Annotated in this window: 21 protein-coding genes; 16 read left to right on the forward strand and 5 right to left on the reverse strand. The window is 30.6% G+C overall.

Translation table 11 applies throughout. The features are described from left to right. Nucleotides 1-28 precede the first annotated feature (28 nt). The 4 genes from JM658_RS05160 to JM658_RS05175 form a co-directional block, all read right to left on the reverse strand. The gene (locus JM658_RS05160; RefSeq protein ID WP_236958175.1) at nucleotides 29-1,027 is read right to left on the reverse strand and encodes an NADP-dependent oxidoreductase; all 999 of its coding nucleotides are present in this window, start codon (nucleotides 1,025-1,027) and stop codon (nucleotides 29-31) included. A gap of 33 nt (nucleotides 1,028-1,060) precedes the next feature. Next, the gene (locus JM658_RS05165; protein ID WP_236958176.1) at nucleotides 1,061-1,648 is read right to left on the reverse strand and encodes a TetR/AcrR family transcriptional regulator; all 588 of its coding nucleotides are present in this window, start codon (nucleotides 1,646-1,648) and stop codon (nucleotides 1,061-1,063) included. Between the two features lie 378 nt (nucleotides 1,649-2,026). Next, nucleotides 2,027-2,671 (reverse strand): thiamine phosphate synthase, encoded by a 645-nt coding sequence (gene thiE, locus JM658_RS05170; protein WP_236958177.1) that lies wholly within the window; start codon nucleotides 2,669-2,671, stop codon nucleotides 2,027-2,029. A gap of 32 nt (nucleotides 2,672-2,703) precedes the next feature. After that, a complete protein-coding gene (locus tag JM658_RS05175; protein ID WP_236958178.1) occupies nucleotides 2,704-3,315 on the reverse strand; it encodes a DEAD/DEAH box helicase in 612 nt (203 codons plus the stop codon). A 240-nt stretch (nucleotides 3,316-3,555) separates the two neighbouring features. Here JM658_RS05175 and JM658_RS05180 point away from each other — a divergent pair, with 240 nt between their 5' ends. From JM658_RS05180 to JM658_RS05235, 12 genes are all read left to right on the forward strand, one after another. Continuing rightward, nucleotides 3,556-4,017 carry a cold-shock protein gene (locus JM658_RS05180; RefSeq protein WP_236958179.1) on the forward strand — a complete coding sequence of 154 codons (462 nt, stop codon included), beginning with the start codon at nucleotides 3,556-3,558 and terminating at the stop codon, nucleotides 4,015-4,017. Nucleotides 4,018-4,597: 580 nt separating this feature from the next. Next, on the forward strand, nucleotides 4,598-5,896 hold the full coding sequence (locus JM658_RS05185) for a carboxypeptidase-like regulatory domain-containing protein (protein WP_236958180.1): 1,299 nt from the start codon (nucleotides 4,598-4,600) through the stop codon (nucleotides 5,894-5,896). Nucleotides 5,897-6,200: 304 nt separating this feature from the next. After that, complete coding sequence (locus tag JM658_RS05190; RefSeq protein ID WP_236958181.1) at nucleotides 6,201-6,872, forward strand: hypothetical protein; 672 nt, start codon at nucleotides 6,201-6,203, stop codon at nucleotides 6,870-6,872. A 158-nt stretch (nucleotides 6,873-7,030) separates the two neighbouring features. Next, nucleotides 7,031-7,489, forward strand: a complete 459-nt coding sequence (locus JM658_RS05195) for a universal stress protein (protein WP_236958182.1) — start codon at nucleotides 7,031-7,033, stop codon at nucleotides 7,487-7,489. A 1-nt stretch (nucleotide 7,490) separates the two neighbouring features. Continuing rightward, nucleotides 7,491-8,102, forward strand: a complete 612-nt coding sequence (locus tag JM658_RS05200; protein ID WP_236958183.1) for a DapH/DapD/GlmU-related protein — start codon at nucleotides 7,491-7,493, stop codon at nucleotides 8,100-8,102. 109 nt (nucleotides 8,103-8,211) lie between these two features. Then, nucleotides 8,212-8,544 (forward strand): ArsR/SmtB family transcription factor, encoded by a 333-nt coding sequence (locus tag JM658_RS05205; RefSeq protein ID WP_236958184.1) that lies wholly within the window; start codon nucleotides 8,212-8,214, stop codon nucleotides 8,542-8,544. Between the two features lie 68 nt (nucleotides 8,545-8,612). Further along, the gene (locus tag JM658_RS05210; protein ID WP_236958185.1) at nucleotides 8,613-9,083 is read left to right on the forward strand and encodes a DUF6428 family protein; all 471 of its coding nucleotides are present in this window, start codon (nucleotides 8,613-8,615) and stop codon (nucleotides 9,081-9,083) included. Nucleotides 9,084-9,095: 12 nt separating this feature from the next. After that, a complete protein-coding gene (locus JM658_RS05215) occupies nucleotides 9,096-9,707 on the forward strand; it encodes an arsenate-mycothiol transferase ArsC (RefSeq protein ID WP_236958186.1) in 612 nt (203 codons plus the stop codon). After that, nucleotides 9,707-10,753, forward strand: coding sequence for an ACR3 family arsenite efflux transporter (arsB, locus tag JM658_RS05220; protein WP_236958187.1), 1,047 nt, complete (start codon nucleotides 9,707-9,709; stop codon nucleotides 10,751-10,753). The genes JM658_RS05215 and arsB overlap by 1 nt, the downstream gene beginning before the upstream one ends. 285 nt (nucleotides 10,754-11,038) lie before the next feature. Next, nucleotides 11,039-11,767, forward strand: coding sequence for a 5-oxoprolinase subunit PxpA (pxpA, locus tag JM658_RS05225; RefSeq protein WP_236958188.1), 729 nt, complete (start codon nucleotides 11,039-11,041; stop codon nucleotides 11,765-11,767). Continuing rightward, nucleotides 11,760-12,494: a 5-oxoprolinase subunit PxpB gene (gene pxpB / locus JM658_RS05230; RefSeq protein WP_236958189.1), complete on the forward strand. Its 735-nt coding sequence runs from the start codon at nucleotides 11,760-11,762 to the stop codon at nucleotides 12,492-12,494. The genes pxpA and pxpB overlap by 8 nt, the downstream gene beginning before the upstream one ends. Then, nucleotides 12,478-13,320, forward strand: coding sequence for a 5-oxoprolinase subunit C family protein (locus JM658_RS05235; protein WP_236958190.1), 843 nt, complete (start codon nucleotides 12,478-12,480; stop codon nucleotides 13,318-13,320). Before pxpB ends, JM658_RS05235 begins: the two co-directional genes overlap by 17 nt. 3 nt (nucleotides 13,321-13,323) lie before the next feature. Here JM658_RS05235 and JM658_RS05240 read toward each other — a convergent pair whose 3' ends face one another. Further along, nucleotides 13,324-13,890, reverse strand: a complete 567-nt coding sequence (locus JM658_RS05240; protein ID WP_236958191.1) for a hypothetical protein — start codon at nucleotides 13,888-13,890, stop codon at nucleotides 13,324-13,326. A gap of 316 nt (nucleotides 13,891-14,206) precedes the next feature. Here JM658_RS05240 and JM658_RS05245 point away from each other — a divergent pair, with 316 nt between their 5' ends. From JM658_RS05245 to JM658_RS05260, 4 genes are all read left to right on the forward strand, one after another. Continuing rightward, entirely contained in the window at nucleotides 14,207-14,602 is a 396-nt protein-coding gene (locus JM658_RS05245; protein WP_236958192.1) for a hypothetical protein, read from the forward strand. Further along, nucleotides 14,603-15,337 (forward strand): hypothetical protein, encoded by a 735-nt coding sequence (locus tag JM658_RS05250; protein ID WP_236958193.1) that lies wholly within the window; start codon nucleotides 14,603-14,605, stop codon nucleotides 15,335-15,337. Between the two features lie 135 nt (nucleotides 15,338-15,472). After that, nucleotides 15,473-16,249: a sensor histidine kinase gene (locus tag JM658_RS05255; protein WP_236958194.1), complete on the forward strand. Its 777-nt coding sequence runs from the start codon at nucleotides 15,473-15,475 to the stop codon at nucleotides 16,247-16,249. Between the two features lie 7 nt (nucleotides 16,250-16,256). Next, complete coding sequence (locus tag JM658_RS05260; protein ID WP_236958195.1) at nucleotides 16,257-16,901, forward strand: response regulator transcription factor; 645 nt, start codon at nucleotides 16,257-16,259, stop codon at nucleotides 16,899-16,901. The last annotated feature ends 23 nt before the right edge of the window (nucleotides 16,902-16,924 follow it).

The following is a 16,924-nucleotide window of genomic DNA, read 5'->3' on the forward strand; positions in this document are numbered from 1 at the left end:
TTGTTATTTTTTATGCTGATTAATATTATTAGATTTTAACTATCATTTTCCCTTTGTTTTTACCGTCAAATAAATCGATAAAAGCATTTGGAATATTATCAAAACCATCAACAATGGTCTCGCTATAAGTTAGTTTTTCTTCAGATAACCAACCAGATAAGTGTTTCATAGCTTCTGGGAATTTATCAGAATAATTAGAAACAATAAATCCTTGCATCAACGCGCTGTTTTTCACTAAGAAAGGTTGTACACTAATGCTTTTAGGTAATTCAGTTTCATTGTAAACAGAAATAGCACCACAAATAACGATTCTAGCGAATTTATTGATATTGAATAATAGAGCATCAGAAATTGGTCCACCCACATTATCAAAATAGATGTCTACACCATTTGGAGCAGCTTCAGCAATAGCGCCTTTAATGTCTTTAGTAGTATTATAATTTATACCAGCATCAAATCCGAATTTGGATTTTAGCATTTCAATTTTTTCATCAGTTCCTGCAACTCCAATAACACGAAGTCCTAATATTTTTCCTATCTGACCAACAACACTTCCAACAGCACCAGCAGCACCAGAAACTACAAGTGTTTCTCCAGCCTTAGGTTTACCGATTTCATTAAGTCCTAAATAAGCAGTCATTCCTGTCATTCCAAGAATACCCAAATAAGCACTTAAAGGAGCTTTATTTCCATCTACTTTTAGAAGTCCTTCACCATTAGAAACTTGTTTTGTTTTCCAATCTAACATTCCTGAAACAAAATCTCCTTCATTAAACTTACTGTTCTTAGAGGCTACTACTTTAGCAATTACACCCGACTGAATAGGTTTATTAAGCTCAAAAGGAGGGACATAAGATTTAGCATCACTCATTCTCCCTCTAAGGTATGGATCTACAGAAACATATGTGGTTTCTAGAAGTAACTCGCCATCGCTAATTTTTGGGTCGTTATCTTCAGTTACAAATTCAAAATCTGAAGTTGTAGGTCTTCCTTTTGGTCTATTTTTTAATAATATTGTCTTAGTCATAACTCTATTTTTTATTTTAAATTATTATTTAAACTACTTGTTACAAGCTTTTATACTGTTCCAAGCTGATTGATATGCTTCTTCTAAGTGAGATTTATTAAGTTTAAAATCTCCTCGTTTTTGGGTAATCATTAAATACGACAACGGGTTGATGGAATAGGCATACAATAAGTAATCTGAAGAATTTTTTATGATTCCTTCATTTCTACCACGTTCCCAAAGGTCGAGTAGGGGTTGCAAATGTTTAATGCCTTCTTGTCTACTAGGTTCATCTATAATAGGCGTATTGTCGCATTGTGCTAAAAACATTGCGTGTTCACACTCCTTAAGTTTAAAATCTGCAATACGCTTCCATATAATTTCAAAACCTTTTTCTATAGTCATTTCCTCTTTATAGGTAGCAAATGCATATTTTGTATAGGAAGCTTTAACTTCGATATAAGTTTTGTTTACTAGATCTTGCTTATTTTCAAAATATAAGTAAATAGTAGCAGGAGAGACGTTCGCCATTTTTGCAATTTTACTCATTGGGGTTGCATGAAAACCATTATTATTTACTAATTCAATGGTAGCCTTTATTAATGCGTTACGTTTATCTATACTTTTTTGAAGTGTTGCCATATCATTTTAAATTCTATAGCAAAGGTATAAAAAATGAACGTTCATTCTTTTTTGTTAACAAAGATTTATAATGGAGGTGAAAATAGGGGAAGGTTTTTGCTGATAGGTGTTGGTGATTAATGCAGAATTTTAAGTTATAAAAACTTTATAATGAATGCTTAGCATTATTAAATATTATCATAGGGATAATTTATTTGAGCCTACCTGTAATTAGGTAATCTGAATAAAGAGAAGTTTTAGATTAATGGTAATCGCTTGGTGTTACGAGAAGATTGGTAATAATGCATCAATAATTATAAAGGAAACTTGCGCCTTTATATTTGCACGAAATGATTAACTAATAACTTTATAATCATGTAGCAGTTAACAGTACTAAATTTACTTAAAAGTGTGACGTTGTTCTTGAGTTAGTGAAGCGTTTAATAAAAGATTAAAAGAGCGGATGTTATTAAAATTACGAGTAATTTTTTCTGCGACTGCAATTCCTGAGACTCCAGTGTCTAAAATTTCTTTTACATCTTCTAAGGTGATCCCACCGCAACCAATAATAGGAGTCTTCGTTTTTAATACATCTACAATTGCGTTATAACCACTTAGTCCTATAGCTGGATTTAAAGTGTCTTTTGTAGTAGTCGCTCTAAAAGGAGCTAAACTAATGTAATCAACTTCTTTTTTTAGTAATGTTTCGCATTCCTGTAAATTATTTGCAGTTCCACCAATCATTTGCCAAGTATATAAGTACTTCCGAGCAATAAGTGGGCAGGTATCTGTTTGACCTAAATGAACGCCATCTGCTTTAACTTCTTTGGCTACTTTATAAAAATCATTAATAATCAATCTTGTTTGGAAGTGAGCTGTAATTTCTCGAGCTTCTTTAGCAAGCTTTAATACTTTCTTTTCTGAAGTATTTTTAATTCGTAGTTGTACCAATTCAGCACCAGAAGTGCAAGCCTTTTGAATGTTCTCTAAATGCTCTTTTGGAGCGTTTCCTTGGGAGATATAATGTAATTTAGGTATAATCATAACTTCAATATAATACCGTTATTAATAGCAATCTATTCAGACACTATTTTAGCATATTCCATGAAATAAGACTCAAAACGTTGTAAAACGGGATGCATCTTTTCTGAATACATTACAAATTGACATCTTTGAATACTTTGCGTGATCGACATAATAGCATTGTAAGCGGTAGTTTTAGTTAGAAACTCAGCATCATCAATACTTAAGATCTTTAAATCGGCAATGTTAACTCCATTTAATAAAAGTAGCTTATTCATTGATTCAGGAGTAGAAATAAGAATATCTATACCTTCAAATATCTCTGATTTTTGTACATCGATATGGAGCTGCTCATAACCAACATAAACACGTAACGAATTATATTTAGTGTAGTTTATAAAAGAGTCATATAACTCTAATGCTTTCTCTTTATTTTCTACAAGAACAATAGCTCTAGGACTATTACCAGCAGCTTCACACTTTAACTTTTGCAACGTTGTCAATATTAGCGTAGTCGTTTTACCGCTATCTTTTGGTGCTGTGCAATAAACATTAGCACCACTTTTTATAACAGGAATACTATTGCTTTCAAAAGAAGTTGGAGTTGTTATTTTTAGACGCTCTAACGTCTCTTTTATATCGGAATGTAATTTTCTAAAAGGCATGTGGCAAATATACTACTTTATAAAAGCTAATTCATTGCTTTTGGAGAGTTGTTTTTCTTTTGAAATTTAAATGATAAGCTAAAGGTGAAATTGATAGAAGTTGCATAAATAAGTTAGAAATTACATCATAAAATTTTAATTATAAAAATGTTTATAGCGTATAGTTTGTTATAAAAGCTATATTTAATTAAAAAAGCGGTAACTTGCAAAAACTAATAAAATATATCCTTAAATAAAAGAATGGCTAAATCCCAACAGACGTATAACAAAACAGAAAAAGAGAAAAAGCGTTTAAAAAAGCGTGAAGACAAGAGAAAGAAGATGGAAGCCCGCAAGGCGGAAGCTAAAGAATCTAATAAGAAAGGAATTGAATTTGCTTATGTAGATTTCAATGGTAATTTAACAGATACTCCACCAGATCCTTCTATGAAAGTAGAAGTGGATGCGGAAGATATCGAAATTAGTATTCCAAGAATATCTGATGAGGATAGAGAAGCATTTGATCCTGTAAGAAAAGGGACTGTTTCTTTTTTTGATACTTCAAAAGGATTCGGATTTATAATTGACGCTGAAGATCAAGAGAAATACTTTACTCATGTAAGTGGTTTGATTGATGAAATTGCAGAAAATGATAAAGTTTCATTTGAACTTGAAAAAGGACTTAAAGGCTTAAATGCTGTTAAGGTAACTTTACAAAAATAAGATCCGCTTTTTATACTCCAAGCTTGGAGTTATTATACTTTAAAAGCTTAAACAATATTATAATAAATACCCGCCTGAAGGAGTTTTCTTTCAGGCGGGTTTGTTTGTATGCGGTGTAGTGTTTGTGTTTTTATATAATTGAAATCTGTTTTTTCTAAAATGTATATCATATGAGCTAATTAATTTTCAACATAAAATCTTTATTTAAACATTCTATTTTTATATAACTACCTGTTTTAATGGGAGGTATATTTTCGCAAACATCAACATATATAGTCTATACATACAAAAAGGGTGCTTTTGCAACATAAAGTTTAGTTAACTAATAATAGCGTGTATATTCGTATTGAGTTTAAGGTGCTTTTGTGAGCCCCAAATACAAAAGCATCTAAACATTATAGATTTCCCCTAATCTATGAATACTACTTTTAAAACTCCCTAGGTAATGCTTAGGGAGTTTTTTATTTCTAAAATCTAAATATTTTAATTTTTATGTAATTATTCTTGTCATTTACTGACTAATAGTAAATTATATAAAAATTATGTATCTTTTATAGGTTAATAAATACTACTAAAGTTTATGAAAAAACTAATTAACATAAAACCAATTTTATTTTTACTATTCCTATTATGCACTACACATAATATGTTTGCTTTTCAGGTAGATTTAATGAACAGTTACCCTCCAGATTCTTTACTTTTTAAAGAGTATAAAGGAGTTATTATAGATGATAAAACAGGAGACGAATTAGTATTTGCAACACTTACAATTGAAGATACCAATATTAGCTCTATTACAAATTCTGAAGGGGAGTTTGCGTTAAAGGTTCCAGACTCATTATCGAGTTCTAGTGTGTTAGTTTCTTTCTTAGGATATAAAGAAAGAAAAATTCCAATTTCGTCTTTACAAGAGAGAGAAAATGAAATTTCATTAATACCAGTTTCTATCGAACTCATGGGAATAGATGTTACAGCCCCTAAAGATGCTTTAGAATTAGTAAAGCGGATGTTAAAAAAGAAAGGCGATAATTATATTGAGTTTCCTGTTAAGATGACTGCATTTTATAGGGAAACTATAAAAAAGAGGAACAAAGATGCTTCTCTCTCAGAAGCAGTAGCTTATATTTATAAACAACCAAATTCATCTGGAAAAAAAGATTATATTGAGTTATATAAATCTAGAAAAAGTACCGATTACCATAGGTTAGATACCGTAGCGTTGAAGTTACAAGGAGGACCTTTCACGCCACTATATGTGGATATTATGAAGTACCCAGAATATATTTTTACAGAGGATCTTATTAAGCATTACGATTTTAAATTTACTACATCTACTACCATAAATGAAGAACCTGTCTATGTAGTTAGTTTTAAGCAAAAAGAAGGAGTTATTGATCCATTATTTTACGGTAAGATATATATCAGTTCTAAGTCAGAAGCGTTAATGAGCGCTGTTTTTAATCTTAATGTCGATAATAAAGAACTTGTAAGTGATCTTTTGGTAAGAAGTAAACCTAATGGAATAGATGCATATCCAACGGAGGCATTGTATAGAGTGGATTATAGAATTAATGAAGGAAAGTATTATTATGGCTACGGAAATGTTCAATTAGCTTTTGTGGTTGATAGAAAGGGGAAATTATTTAATTCTAAATATTTTGTGAGTAGTGAGATGGCTATTACAGATTGGGAAGAAAGTGAAGCGGGTAAAGATTTGAGATATAGAGACCGAATGAAGAGTTCTATTATTATTGTAGATGAAGCGTCTGGGTTTTCTGATCCTGAATTCTGGGGAGCGTATAATGTGATAGAACCAGAAAAATCTATAGAGTCGGCAATAAATAAAATTCAGAAGCAATTAGAACGCGATAGTGATTAATTCGCTGTTGATTGCATAATTTTAAATTAAATAGCGGTATTAATTTTATTTAAGAGTTAATAATAAGCGCCAATCTTTTAAGATTACTAAGTGTAATTTTTAAAAGATTGGCTTTTTTTTACATTTTTAATTTTCAAATTAACATAAATTAAGTGTTTGGCATAGAATTGGATATTATTTTTACGGCCATAATGGGGTTTATCAATAATAAAGAGATAAAATTTTATTAAAACATTGATGTTTAGGTTTTATAAAAAGCTTTATCTAATTATATTTATCGCTGTCATGAATTATTAATGATAATATGAGATTTTTAGTAACTATAATTATTATACTTTTTGGATCTGTTGCTTACGCTCAAGGGGATTTGCCAAATGCGCCAATTCCATTAGAGGGGCTTAATGCTACGCAACAACAAAATGATGATGCTAAGAAAGAAAAACCATTAGATATTAAAGCTGTTCCAGATTTGGAGATTCCAGATGCTCCTGAAGCTCCTAAAGAGCGTTCTGCAACAGATATTGCTAACAAAGAAGTAAACCTTTTGGCACCAACAGAGGTTTTTCTAGACCCAGGAGAACGTTTTCAGAAGAAAACTAATAAAGACTTCAGCAAAGGAGACAATCAGAAGATTGGAGCCACAACAACTCAGTATTTTGGAGATTTTAAAACGAATGCCAAAGCAGTAAAAATATTATGTAGAGACCACCAATACGTAGATGGAGATCGGGTGAGTGTTATTGTAAATGATAAAGTGGTGGTTCCTAATGTATATTTAGATTCTAATTTTAAATCATATTTTCTTGAGTTAGAAGCTGGCTTTAATAAAATTGAGTTTAAAGCTTTAAATCAAGGAACTTCAGGGCCTAATACCGCACAATTCGCAATTATAGACGATCAAGGAGTGCAGATATCTTCCAATATTTGGAATTTAGCAACTGGAGTAAAAGCATCTATACTGATAATTAAAGAATAGCAAGAACATACATCTTCTCAAAAGCTTTTATAAAATCTTAACGCGCCTTAGATAGAAAAAATCTAATCAATTTTATATCTTTAGAGTACAGTATCTTAATATCTCATTATATTATAGTTAATGGGTATAGATTTCGTATCATTTTAAAAATATAAATCATGGAACGTGTATTAATAGCTATCGATTACAACCCTACTTCAGAAGAAGTTGTAAAAAAAGGATATCAATTAGCAAAAAAGTTAGGAGCAGAGGTTTGTTTAATGCATGTAATAAGTAATTTGCAGTATTATGGTATCCAATATCCTAGTTTTATGGGGTATGATACAATGAATATTCCTTACGATCCAAGTATCCAAGATGAGATGAAAAATGTAGCTAAAGATTTCTTAGATACGGCTACAAAACATCTTAACGATTCTACTATTTCTTCTCACATTGCAGAAGGAGATACTGCAGACGAAGTCCTAGAATATGCAAAAGAGTGGGATGCTTCACTTATTGTAATGGGGACACATAGCCATAGTACATTAGAAAAGATATTAATAGGTACAGTTGCATCTTCTGTGTTAGAGCACACTAAAATACCTGTTTTCATGGTTCCTATTAAAAAGGACTAAATTGGAACAACTTTCAATTAATAATTTTATTGCTGAATTTCCTTTTTCTGATAGCGAAATAGAATCTCCATGGAATTTCACTTCACTAATAAAAGAGTACATTCTTAAATATATTAAGTCGTTAAATGACGATTTCCAGATTACAAACAATATAGCGATTCATAAAACGGCAATTATAGAGAATGGTGCAGTACTTAAATCTCCAGGCTTTATAGGAGCAAATAGTTTTGTAGGAGCGAATTCATATTTAAGAGAAGGTTTTTTTATTGCAGACAATGCTCATATTGGAGCTAATTGTGAGATTAAAAGCAGTTTTATAGGAAAATCTTCTGCTATAGCACATTTAAATTATATAGGAAATACTATTATTGGAAACAATGTAAATTTTGAAGCTGGATCTATTGCTGCCAATCATTATAACGAAAGGGACGATAAATCGATTTTTGTTTCTTATAACGGACAACTAATAAAAACAGGAGTTACCAAATTTGGTTCTTTAGTAGGAGACGGTTGTAAGATAGGTGCTAATGCAGTTTTATCTCCAGGAACACTCATTTTAAAGAAAACAATTGTTAAGCGTTTAGAGCTAGTAGACCAAACTACTGAACAGTAGCTATATAAACTTATTTTCAAAATTATTATATAAATATATTAGTCAGTAATAACATTAATTTAACGTTAGATAATCATATTAATTGTAATATTGCAATAAACAAATTGATATGGGATTAACAAAGGCAGAAATTTTTACGGAAGAGCAAAATGAAATTGCAAGTATTGCCAAAGTATTAGGGCATCCTGCTCGAATAGCTATTTTACAATACCTTTTTAAAACAGAGGCGTGTATCTGTGGAGATTTGGTAAATGAAATTGGATTAGCACAGCCTACAATATCTCAGCATCTAAAGGAGCTTAAAAATATGGGGATTATTAAAGGAACCATAGAAGGTACTAGCGTTTGTTATTGTATTGATAAAGATAATTGGCAACGTGTATCTGGTACTTTAGGAGTTTTTATTAATAAGAAGCCTTTTTCTATAGATGATTGCTGTTAGGAGGCAACATAGAGCTAGACTACTAACGTTCAACGAAAATTAAAAAAATCACATTTAAATAAATAATAATGAAATTATCAGAATTTAAATCAGAATTAAAAGGAAGAAAAGAGATTGCTTTTCAGTTACCTAACGGAAGTTTAGTACCAAGTCATTTCCACGTTACGGAAGTAGGGGCAATAACTAAAAAGTTTATTGACTGCGGAGGAACTTTAAGAACAGAAGAAGTAATTAATTTTCAACTATGGGAAGAAAATGATTATGATCATCGTTTACACCCTGAAAAGTTAGTTAACATTATAGAACTTTCAGAAGAAAAGTTAAATCTTGAAGATCATGAGATCGAAGTAGAATACCAAGGAGAAACTATCAGCAAATATGGACTTTCTGTAGCTGGAGATGCTTTTCTTTTGACAACGAAGCAAACAGATTGTTTGGCTAAAGATGCTTGTGGTATTCCTGAAAAGAAAAAAGTTGAATTATCATCTCTAAATGCCGATGCAGGAAATTCTTGCGTACCTGGTTCTGGATGTTGCTAAATTAAATATACTATGTATCAAGATATTCAAGACGTAATCGCTTCTTTTAGTGGTAATAATGTTCCTAATGAGCGTAAAGAGATACTTAATTCTTTAGTAAACTTTATTAACGACAAATACGCTGATAGTAAGCAGGTTAATATTAATTTTATTTGTACTCATAATTCAAGAAGAAGTCACTTGTCTCAAGTATGGGCACAAGCGATGGCTAATTATTTCGATTTAAAGAATATCTATTGTTATTCGGGAGGGACAGAGCAGACAGCTATGTTTCCAATGGTTGCAGAGACCCTAAAATCTAGCGGTTTTAAAGTGAATCCTATTTCAGAAGGAGATAATCCTGTGTATACAATTAAATACAGTGCTAATAATCATCCTATCATTGCTTTTTCAAAGAAGTATGATGATGTATTTAATCCTGAAAGTGGATTTGCTGCTATTATGACTTGTTCGCAAGCAGACAGTGGTTGTCCGTTTATTGCAGGTGCTGAAAAAAGAATTCCAATAACTTATGAAGATCCAAAAGCATTTGATGGTACTCCAGAGCAAAAAGAAAAGTATCAAGAAAGAAGCTTGCAAATAGCTGAAGAAATGTATTATGTCTTTTCTAATATAAATAAGTAATGAAGGATAAAAAGAAATTAAGTTTTTTAGACAGATACCTAACGCTTTGGATATTCCTAGCAATGGGAATAGGTGTTTCTTTAGGTTATTTTTTTACTGATATTCCGGAGTATATTAATTCATTTAATAGCGGTACTACAAATATACCTATCGCTATTGGGTTAATTTTAATGATGTATCCTCCATTAGCAAAAGTAGATTATGCATTGCTTCCAAAAGTTTTTAAAAACGTAAAAGTCTTATCGATTTCATTAGTCTTAAATTGGATTATTGGTCCTTTTCTAATGTTTTTTTTAGCGATTATATTTTTACAGGATTATCCAGAATATATGGTAGGATTAATATTAATAGGACTTGCAAGATGTATTGCAATGGTATTAGTATGGAATGATCTTGCAGAAGGGAGTAATGAATATGGGGCTGGATTAGTAGCTCTTAATAGTATTTTCCAAGTATTTGGTTATAGCTTCTATGCGTGGTTTTTTATAACGATACTCCCTCCATATTTTGGGTTTGAAGGCGCTATTGTAGATATTCCAATAGAAACAATTGCAGAAAGTGTAGCGATATATTTAGGAATTCCTTTTTTACTAGGATTTTTAAGTAGATATATTTTAGTAAAAGTAAAAGGAGAAGATTGGTATACAAATAAGTTTTTACCATTTATTTCTCCAATTACATTGATTTCACTTTTGTTTACGATTGTTATAATGTTCTCTTTAAAAGGAGAGCTTATCGTAGAAATCCCAATGGACGTTATTATTATAGCTATTCCATTATTGATATACTTTACAGTGATGTTCTTTATAGGTTTCTTTGTTAGTAAAGCAAAAGGAACTCCTTACGAAACGAATGTTGCAATTGCTTTTACAGCAGCCGGAAATAATTTTGAACTTGCAATTGCTGTAGCTATTGCTGTTTTTGGCCTTAATTCTGGACAAGCATTTACAGGGGTTATTGGTCCTTTAGTTGAGGTTCCAGCACTTATTCTTCTAGTGAAAGTAGCTTTCTGGCTTAGAAAAAAATATTATCCAGAATCGGTATAACTATTTTAATGATTCCTGTATTTATTTTATGGTTTCTACACTATGGAAACTTTAAAATAAGTACAGGAATTTTTTATTGAATAATATTTACAACCAATAATTGTAAATAGGCTTTAGTCATCCTCTTATTCACTTTTCATTGAGATTATTAATAATATATAATTCCTCATCGCCATTTTCTTAACACCCTAATTTCAGATTATATTTAGTAATTCAGAAAACTTATAGTATATTTATTATAATAACTTTTAAATACTAACTGCTTACCTAGATTTAAGGTTTATAATGATAGAAGTTAATATAAATTGCGACTTAGGGGAGGGTACTTCAAACGAAGCGTCCATAATGCCTTACATACAATCTTGTAATATTGCTTGCGGTGGTCATGTAGGAAATCGTAATACGATAGCGGAAGCAATTCAAATAGCTTTAAAAAATGATGTCGCTATTGGAGCTCACCCTTCTTACCCTGATGTTGAGAATTTCGGAAGAGTTTCTATGTCTATTTCAAATGAAGACCTAGTAAATACCATACAAAAACAGATGAAGCTCTTTGATGAGGTTTTATCTGAATATGATGCTACATTACACCATATAAAACCACATGGCGCTCTTTATAATGACATAGCAAAAGATGATAAATTAGCAATTGTTTTTTTATCCGCAATAGCGGATTATAAAAATAGAGCAGCTATTTACGTTCCCTTTGGGAGTGTTGTTGCAAAAAAGGCTTTAGAAGAAGGCTTTACAATATATTATGAAGCTTTTGCAGACAGAGCTTATAATGACGATTTATCTTTAGTAAGTAGAAAACTACCGAATTCATTGATAACAGATAAGAATCAGGTTTTGGAACAGATCATGCATATTAAAAATAAAGAAGCTGTAATAAGTATAAATAATAAAGCAATACCGATGGAGGCTGCTACATTTTGTGTACATTCGGATACAGAAAATGCTATAGAAATAGTAGAATTTCTTTATAAAAATTTTCAAACCGCTAACATTGGATAAGTTTAAATTAGAGTATCGGAGATTCGGAAATAAGGCCTTATTAATTGAATGGCCTAGAATGGTTAATGAATCCATTTTAAATGATATTATAAAGTTTAAGAAGCTCATTTTAGAAAATTTAGACGCCTATGAACTTATTCCAGCATATAATTCTCTAACTATTATTTCTAGTGAAGAAATTGATCATGACTCTCTGGTCAAAAAGTTAAAAGAGATTTATAAGCAGAATTATACCCAAGCTAAAATTCAGCGAAAATTATGGCATATTCCTGTTTGTTACGATACAGAGTTTGGAATTGATATGGAAGATTACTCTCTTTCAAAAAAAATGAGTATCGAAAAGATTATAGACTTACATGTAGCGCCATTGTATACTATTTATTGTATTGGTTTTTTGCCAGGGTTTATGTATTTAGGAGGGTTAAATAAGGCTTTACATCATCCAAGGAGAGATACCCCGCGCTTACAAATTCCTCAGGGTTCTGTAGGAATTGGAGGAGAGCAAACTGGTGTTTATCCTCAAGTTTCTCCTGGTGGTTGGAATATTATAGGAAATTCTCCAGTCAAAATTTTTAATGCTGCAAATGAAAATCCTTGTGGTGTGAGTGTTGGCGATAAAATAAAGTTTTATTCTATAGATAAAGCGGAACATGAATTAATAACAATTCAGGTAGATGCTAATATATTTCATTTAAAAACATATGAATTAGATGATACAAGTAAATAAACCTGGGTTTTATTCTTCGGTACAAGATTTAGGGAGATTTGGATATCGAGATAAAGGGGTTCCAATAAGTGGAGTCATGGATTCTATTTCTGCAAAATTTGCGAATAAATTATTAGGGAACGATGAAAATGATGCTGTCTTAGAAATTACAATGACGGGACCTGAATTAGTTTTTAGTAGAGCAACAGTTATTGCTATTAGCGGAGCCATTATATCTCCTAAAATAAATGGTGCTGAGATTTATAATGATGAGGTTTATGAAATACAACCTGGTGATATTTTAAGTTTTGGTGAACTTAAAACTGGATTTAGGTGTTATTTAGCTGTCCAAGGAGGATTTAATACGGAGACTATTTTGGGGAGTAAATCTTGGTATGTTTCATTAACAACGTATTCTCATCTTTTACAAGGAAAAAAAATTGAAGTTGATGAAAGTAGTAAACAGGATATTAAGGATGATTTACCAGGAATGAATCATAATTTCGATTCTAAAAAATTGGAAGTATACAAAGGGCCAGAGTTTCATTTGTTAACGGAAGAGCAGGAGCAGCAGGTCTTAAACGGAATTTTTAATATTGCTAAAGAGAATAGTAGAATGGCATACCAATTAAAACAGCAACTTTATCCTCATAATTACTCTATATTAACTTCCGCAACCACTCCAGGAACTGTACAGTTTACGCCAGCAGGAAAACTAATTATTTTAATGAAAGATGCACAAACTACAGGCGGGTATCCAAGAGTATTACAATTAACAGATAACGCAATAGCATTATTGGCTCAAAAAAGAACAGGGGAAGAGGTTATCTTTTCTTTGAAAGAGTAACTGTTATGATATCATTTTATTAGTATTTATTTCTTCTGAAAGAAGAGTTAAAATATCGAGTTTGTTTAAAGAAAGCGATATTTCATTGGCTTTTTTATTTAAAATCTTATGGTTCAATAAAGAATGCCATATCTTATTAATATGATCGGCATGATTTGTATTTTCTTCATAATTGATTATTTCTTCTTCATATGCTTTTAAAATTAGTTCCTTGATAATAATACGAGAGGTATTGATTCTTTCTTCAATAGGTTTTAAAGCATTTGATAGTGTTTCTGTAATTGTTGGAATTAAAGCGGAAGCACGTTCTAATTGATATTTCTTTAATGGAATTCTTTGATCTATAGCAGTGTTAAATCCTAAAACTTCTATTCTATGTGCTGCAATATGTGTATAATCTGCTATTTTGTTTTTTCTTAAAACATCTTCTATGTCTTTTAAAAAGCTATATAGTTCTTCTGAAGCAGAGATATCTTCTTCCTCAATTAAATTTAAAATCCTCTCAAGAGAATAACTTGTTTTTAACTTTATTTTGTTGTGAATGTCTAAATAAGAAGTCTCCCTTTTCATAGCCTGAATTTTTATTTGCAAGATATAGAATATACACATTGATAAAAAGGGGGAAAATCCTGATATATTAGTTTATTATAATCAGTAATATTATATGTTTTCTGTGCTCAAGCATATTTACTTTGTTTACGAACATCTGTTGTAATGTATTTTCAAATATTATGATTATAAAAATGGAGATTACATATTCTGATTACAGAGAAACCTAAACTTTAATCGAATAAATCCTAAATATATATTTAATAAAAATTAAAATATATATTTTAGTCAAAGAGAGTTATAAACTCTCCACTTTAAACCAATAACAAAACTATTAATGATGGAAAAAAAACCTAAAAAGTGTATCACTTCAAAAAAGGCAAAAAAACTTCAAGACAGGTACGTTAAAGTAATTGAAAAGGCTTTAAAAAAGGAATTCAAGAAAGATATCTGTAGAGACTTCAGCTGGTCTTTAGAAGAGCTAGAGGATTATATTGCTTATGTAAAAAGTGAAGCTAAAGAAAAAGGGTACAAAGATCTTGGACTCCGATTTTTTATGGGGAAATATGAAGATGATGAAGAGAAAGGAGATGTAACTATGTTTATAGCTCCAACGGGAACCAAAGAGAATATGGTTCTTAAATCTGCAGTGAGTGATGACGACGATGATACTATTGAAGATATTGATCCTTACAATTCTGGACACAGTAGAATCCCCCCAAGAAATTACTAAATGCTGGATTTTTTACTGACAGATTATTTTTATCACTTAGAGATTATTGCGGCAATTGTTGCCACTTTAACCTATAAAAAATATCTACACACACCGTGTAGATATTTTTTGTTTTATTTATGGGGAGTAGTCATAATTGAGACTATTGGTCTTATTCCTGTATTACATTATTTTAATCCTTCGTCGGAGTTTATAATATGGTTAACAAGCATTTTTAAAGAGAAATATGTAGTCGTTAACGATTGGTTGTATAATACCTACTTTATACTTCATTATTTATTCTATTTGGCTTTTTACTGGAGGATTTTAAAACTTGAAAAGTTTAAAAACATAGTAAAATTATTAGTGTTAGCATTCATTATTGTTGCTGTAGGGGATGTGGTTTATAATTTTAATGAATATAGCAGTCAATATTTAATAACGTTACGTATTGTGGGAGCTATATTTTTAACTATAGCTATTTTTCTTTATTTTATGGATATAATTTATAATGACGAATTATCTAAATTTTATTTGACCCTACCATTTTGGATTTCGATTGGTGCATTGATATTTAATCTATTAATTGTTCCAATAAGTATTTTTTCTGACATGATGTTTTCATCAGATCTTTTTTATGAATGGTTCCATATCATACTAAATATCTCTAATTATTTTCTTTATTCTTTTTTTATTATTGGATTCATTGTTCATACATATCGAGAAAAAATAGAGCAATCGTTTCATAAAAGATGAACTCAAAAAGGGTGAAAGTACCCTTTTAGCATTTATGTGATATATTAAATTTGCAATGTTTATAATAATAGTATTTGATAAAAAAACAGTAAACTATAAATCCCCAAACAACAAACCTTAGTGTTTATAATATATATGGAAAATGAAAAAGAGATTGTAAGTCTAATTATATATGTAAGTGCACTTATAGTTATTCTCGTAATATTTGTAGTTGCCTTTTTTTTAGTTTACCAACGAAGAAAAACTCAACTTCTCTTAGAGAAAGTAGAAGAGCGTCGGAAGTTTGAGCACGAACTGGCAAAAGCACAAACAGAAATTCAAGAACAAACATTTAAAAATATAAGTTGGGAATTACATGATAATATAGGTCAGTTGCTTACGGTTGCAAAAATGCAATTAAATATGTTGCAAAGCGGTTTACCAGAGGAAAAGCAAAAATCTTTTGATGAAGCTTCGAATGTTTTAGGACAAGGAGTAAATGAGATTAGGCAACTTTCTCATTCCTTAAACACTAATTTTATTTCGAAAATAGGGTTACAAGAATCTTTGGAAAGAGAAATAAATAGGTTTAAAAGGCTTAATTTTCTTGAAGTTGAATATGAAGTTGAAGGAGATCCTTATGCTGTTAATAAGAAGGATGAGATTATTATTTTCAGAATTTTCCAAGAGTGTTTTTCTAATGTAGTTAAATATTCAAAAGCTACATTATTAACTATTAAATTATCCTATACATCAAATCAATTATCAGTAGTTGTAAAAGATAATGGAGTAGGTTTTGATATTAATGAAGAAAAAGAGGGGACAGGATTGTTAAATATGAAGATGCGCGCGGCGCTTATTGGTGCAAATTTTTCTATTCAAACTCAAAAAAATGAAGGAGTTTCAGTAACTTTGGTGTATCCAACGAACTAAGACTATAATGAAAAAGTATTCCATTGCTATTGTAGATGATCATCTTTTGTTTGCTAAGTCTCTTACATCTTTAGTAGGATCTTTAGACAATTATGAGGTTTCTTTTCATGCAAAAAATGGAAAAGAGTTTATTGAGGCTCTAAAGAATAGTTCAAAGCCAGATATCGTTCTTTTAGATATTAACATGCCAATTATGAATGGAGTTGAAACTATGGAATGGCTAAAGGTAAATTATCCACTCCAAAAAGTTATAGCGCTTTCGATGGATGATCGAGAAGAAACGATTATTCAAATGCTCCGTTTGGGTGCTAAGGGGTATCTTTTAAAAGATATTCATCCAGATGTATTTGAAAGTGCTTTAAATGATGTAATTCTTAAAGGTTTTTATTATTCTGATAAAATTACAAACAAGCTTTTAGATCGGATTGATAAAAAGGAGAGTAAGGAGAACGGTATAAAGTTAAAAGACAGAGAGATTCAGTTTTTAAAACTTGCCTGTACAGAAATGACTTATAAAGAAATAGCTGCTGAAATGTGTCTGTCTCCGAAAACTATAGATGGATATCGTGAGAGTCTTTTTGAAAAGCTCGAAGTTAAAAGTCGAATTGGAATTGTACTTTATGGAATAAAAAATAAGTATATAGAAAATTAAAGAAATAACTATATACTTATTTT

Origin of the sequence: Joostella atrarenae (assembly GCF_021764745.1) — a bacterium.
In the GTDB taxonomy this organism is placed as follows: domain Bacteria; phylum Bacteroidota; class Bacteroidia; order Flavobacteriales; family Flavobacteriaceae; genus Galbibacter; species Galbibacter atrarenae.